This window comes from Streptomyces sp. KR55, assembly GCF_052245645.1.
Taxonomy (GTDB): Bacteria; Actinomycetota; Actinomycetes; order Streptomycetales; family Streptomycetaceae; genus Streptomyces; species Streptomyces flavusporus.
Window position 1 is genome coordinate 1 of the sequence record NZ_JBQQCE010000728.1, and the last position, 3,227, is coordinate 3,227.

The following is a 3,227-nucleotide window of genomic DNA, read 5'->3' on the forward strand; positions in this document are numbered from 1 at the left end:
CGAACTGCAGGCCGGCGAGATCCTCGCCGTCACCGGCGCCAGCGGCAGCGGGAAGTCGACGCTGCTGCACTGCCTCGCCGGGATCGTCCGGCCCGACGGGGGCTCGGTGTCGTACGGCGAGGAGCGCATCGACCGGCTTCCGGAGCGGCGGTTGAGCGAGCTCAGGCGCACCGAGTTCGGTGTGGTGTTCCAGTTCGGGCAGCTGATCCCCGAGCTGACGGCCCTGGACAACGTGGCGCTGCCGCTGATGCTGGGCGGCGCCGGGCGCAGACAGGCGCAGGAGCGGGCGGGCGAGTGGCTGGAGCGGTTCGGGGTGCGTGGGCAGGGCGCGCTGCGGCCGGGCGAGATGAGCGGCGGGCAGGCGCAGCGGGCCTCGCTGGCCCGCGCTCTGGTCACCGGGCCGAAGGTCGTCTTCGCGGACGAGCCGACGGGCGCGCTGGACTCGCTGGCGAGCGAGCAGGTGATGACGGCCCTGGTGCACACCGCCCGCGAGTCCGGCACGTCGGTGCTGCTGATCACGCACGATGCGCAGGTGGCGGCATACGCGGACCGTGAGGTGACGCTGAGCGACGGGACCGTGGCTCGCGCGGAGGTGGCCGCATGAGGGCCGAGATCCGGCTGGCCGGGCTGCTGACCCGTGGCTCCAACCGTCACGAGTGGTGGCGGATCACGCTGACGGCGTTCGGCGCGCTGCTCGCGACCGGGTTCGCGCTGGCGGCGGTGACGCTGGCCGCGCTGCGCGGCCACCATCGGGTGCCGTTCGCGAACGGGCTGCTGAACAACCCGGGCGAGCGTGAGGGTGTGGTCGTCGCGCTGCTGCTTCTGCTGATCCCGGTGTTCGGGTTCCTCGGCCAGTGCGCCCGGATCGGCGCGGTCCACCGGGACCGGCGGCTGGCCGGGCTGCGGCTGGCGGGCGCCTCGCCGTGGCAGGTGCGGCGGATCGCGGCGGCCGAGGCGGGACTGGCCTGCCTGGTGGGCTCGGCGGTCGGGACGGTGTTCTCGGTGCTGCTTCTGCTGGTGGTGTGGGAGGTGCCGAGCCGCTACGCGTGGGCCGGGATCGCGGTGGTGGCCGTGGCCGTGCCGGTGATCGGCGCCCTGGTGAGCGTGCTGGCGCTGCGCCGGGTGGTGGCCTCGCCGCTGGGCTGGGTGCGCAGGATACGGCCGCAGACCCGTCCGGGGTTGATGTTCCTGCTGGCGGTGCTGCTGTTCGTGGGGGTGGCGCTCGGGTCGTACGCCGCCGTGTCCGACCCGGCGCCCAACCGGTCCGGCGCCTCCGGCCCCCTGCTGGTCTTCGCGCTGCTGATCGTGACGGGGACGGCCGCGCTGTGGCTGGTCGGCGCCACCGCCCGGCTGACCGGACGGCTGCTCGCGTCCCGCACCGACCGCCCGGCGGTGCTGATCGCGGCGGAACGGCTGCGCGACGACCCGTGGGCGGCCGCCCGTACGCATGCGGCGGTGCTGCTGGTGACGATCGTGGGGACGGCCTTCGTGGGGATCCGGCAGGTGCTGCTGGAGGTGCTGCACTCGGACAAGCGACTGTCCGAGGACGCCTCCTTCTACACCACCGGCCTCGACCTGACGGCCGCCGCCATCGCCGTGGCCCTGGCGATCACGCTCTCCTCGCTCGCCGTCGGCACGGCCGAGTCCCTGGCCACCCGCCGCCGGGGCCTGGCCGCGCAGGCCGCCGCCGGGGTGCCGCAATCGGTGCTCGGCCGGGCGCTGTTGCTGGAGACCGCGCTGCCGCTGGCACCGGCGGTGCTCCTCGCGGGCGCCGGAGGCATGGCGATCGGCACCGGGTACGCCGGCCTCGCCGACGGCGGCGGCTGGTCGACGCCGTGGGCCGCGCTGCTGGTGCCGGCGGGCGTGTACGCCGCCTGCCTGCTGGCGGCGGTCACCTCCCTGCCGCTGCTGCGGCGATCGGTGCGGCCGGGGGAGCTTCGGTACGCATAGGCCACGCCTACGGGACCGGGGTGGACGGGAGTCCCCCGGTCCCGTGGGCAGGCCCGCTGCCGGGACATGCAAAAACCCGGATCGTCAGGCGGAAATGCCGTCGATCCGGGCCAAGGCGTCGTCCGCGCCGTACGGCTGCAAGTACGGCAGCCAGCCAGCGCGGATCCCTATGGCCGGTCCCGATGATGCGCCAGGCCAGGCCGGTGGGCGGGGCGGGTTTGTGCCGTAGCCGCCAGCCGATCTCGCCGAGATGACGGTCGGCCTTCACGTGGTTGCAGCGACGGCAGGACGCAACCACGTTGTCCCAGACGTGCTTGCCCCCGCGCGAGCGCGGGATGACGTGGTCGACGCTGGTTGCGACGCCACCGCAGTACATGCACCGGCCCCCGTCGCGCGCGAACAGCGCTCGACGGGTCAACGGAACGGGTCCCCGATAGGGAACCCGGACGAATCGCTTGAGCCGGACCACGCTGGGTGCGGGGACTGTGACGGTTGCGCTGTGCATAAAGGCGCCGGACTCCTCGAGGCATACGGCCTTGTTCTCGAGGACGAGGACGAGCGCGCGGCGGAGCGGTACGACGCCGAGCGGCTCGTACGACGCGTTGAGGACCAGGACGTGCGGCACGGATATGCCTCCTTGTACGCCGGCGGCGCGTGGCTCGCGCCGGGACGATCTGCAGTCAGTCTCCCCTCATGCCTGGTGAAAGCGCCACCATGTCCCGGTAACGGGCTGGGAGTGTTTTCGACCACATCCGATTCCTCCCCCGGATCACGACCACTTCATTCCCCCTCCTGGTGTCACTGCTCGTCCCACCTGGTGTTCGTCTGGTCTGTTCATCCCCACGGGGACGCCATCTCTCCCTCGAACATCGCAACGATCCCCACACGATGCCCCGATAGTGTGGTGAATCCGCCCGCCCGGTGACCTTTCCGTGACCTTGACCACGTTCACGACCTTGAACTTTGACCGCCGTACCGGGGGCGGACCGCTGCACCTGGAGGTACCTGCTGTGTCGCCCTTCTCGGACCTACTCGCCGCCGGTTCGTCGCCGTCGCCGTCCCCGTCGGAGACGGCCCCGTCGGTTCCCTCGCTCCGGGACGCCCAGGAGAGCGCCACGAACGCCGCCGGCTGGGTCGAGGAGAACTGGTCGACCTGGCTCGCGATCGGCCTCAGGGTGCTGCTGATCGTGGTGATCGCGACGGTGCTGCGGGTGGCGGTGCGGCGGGCGATCACCAAGCTGATAGACCGCATGAACCGCACCGCGCAGGCGGTGGAC

General features: G+C 72.5%; 2 protein-coding genes and 2 pseudogenes. 3 read left to right on the forward strand and 1 reads right to left on the reverse strand.

Annotation, left to right across the window (positions count from 1 at the left end; all coding sequences use genetic code 11):
* Both ACTWQJ_RS49060 and ACTWQJ_RS49065 read left to right on the forward strand, forming a co-directional pair.
* A partial coding sequence (locus ACTWQJ_RS49060; RefSeq protein WP_443312840.1) for an ABC transporter ATP-binding protein occupies window positions 1–604 on the forward strand: 604 nt, incomplete at its 5' end.
* Window positions 601–1,950 carry an FtsX-like permease family protein gene (locus ACTWQJ_RS49065; RefSeq protein ID WP_443312841.1) on the forward strand — a complete coding sequence of 450 codons (1,350 nt, stop codon included), beginning with the start codon at window positions 601–603 and terminating at the stop codon, window positions 1,948–1,950. The genes ACTWQJ_RS49060 and ACTWQJ_RS49065, both read left to right, overlap by 4 nt.
* A gap of 84 nt (window positions 1,951–2,034) precedes the next feature.
* Here ACTWQJ_RS49065 and ACTWQJ_RS49070 read toward each other — a convergent pair.
* Window positions 2,035–2,575: pseudogene (locus ACTWQJ_RS49070) on the reverse strand (HNH endonuclease).
* A 364-nt stretch (window positions 2,576–2,939) separates the two neighbouring features.
* On the opposite strand from ACTWQJ_RS49070, the pseudogene ACTWQJ_RS49075 reads away from it, so the two are divergent.
* A pseudogene (locus tag ACTWQJ_RS49075) lies at window positions 2,940–3,227 on the forward strand (mechanosensitive ion channel family protein); the annotation flags it as partial.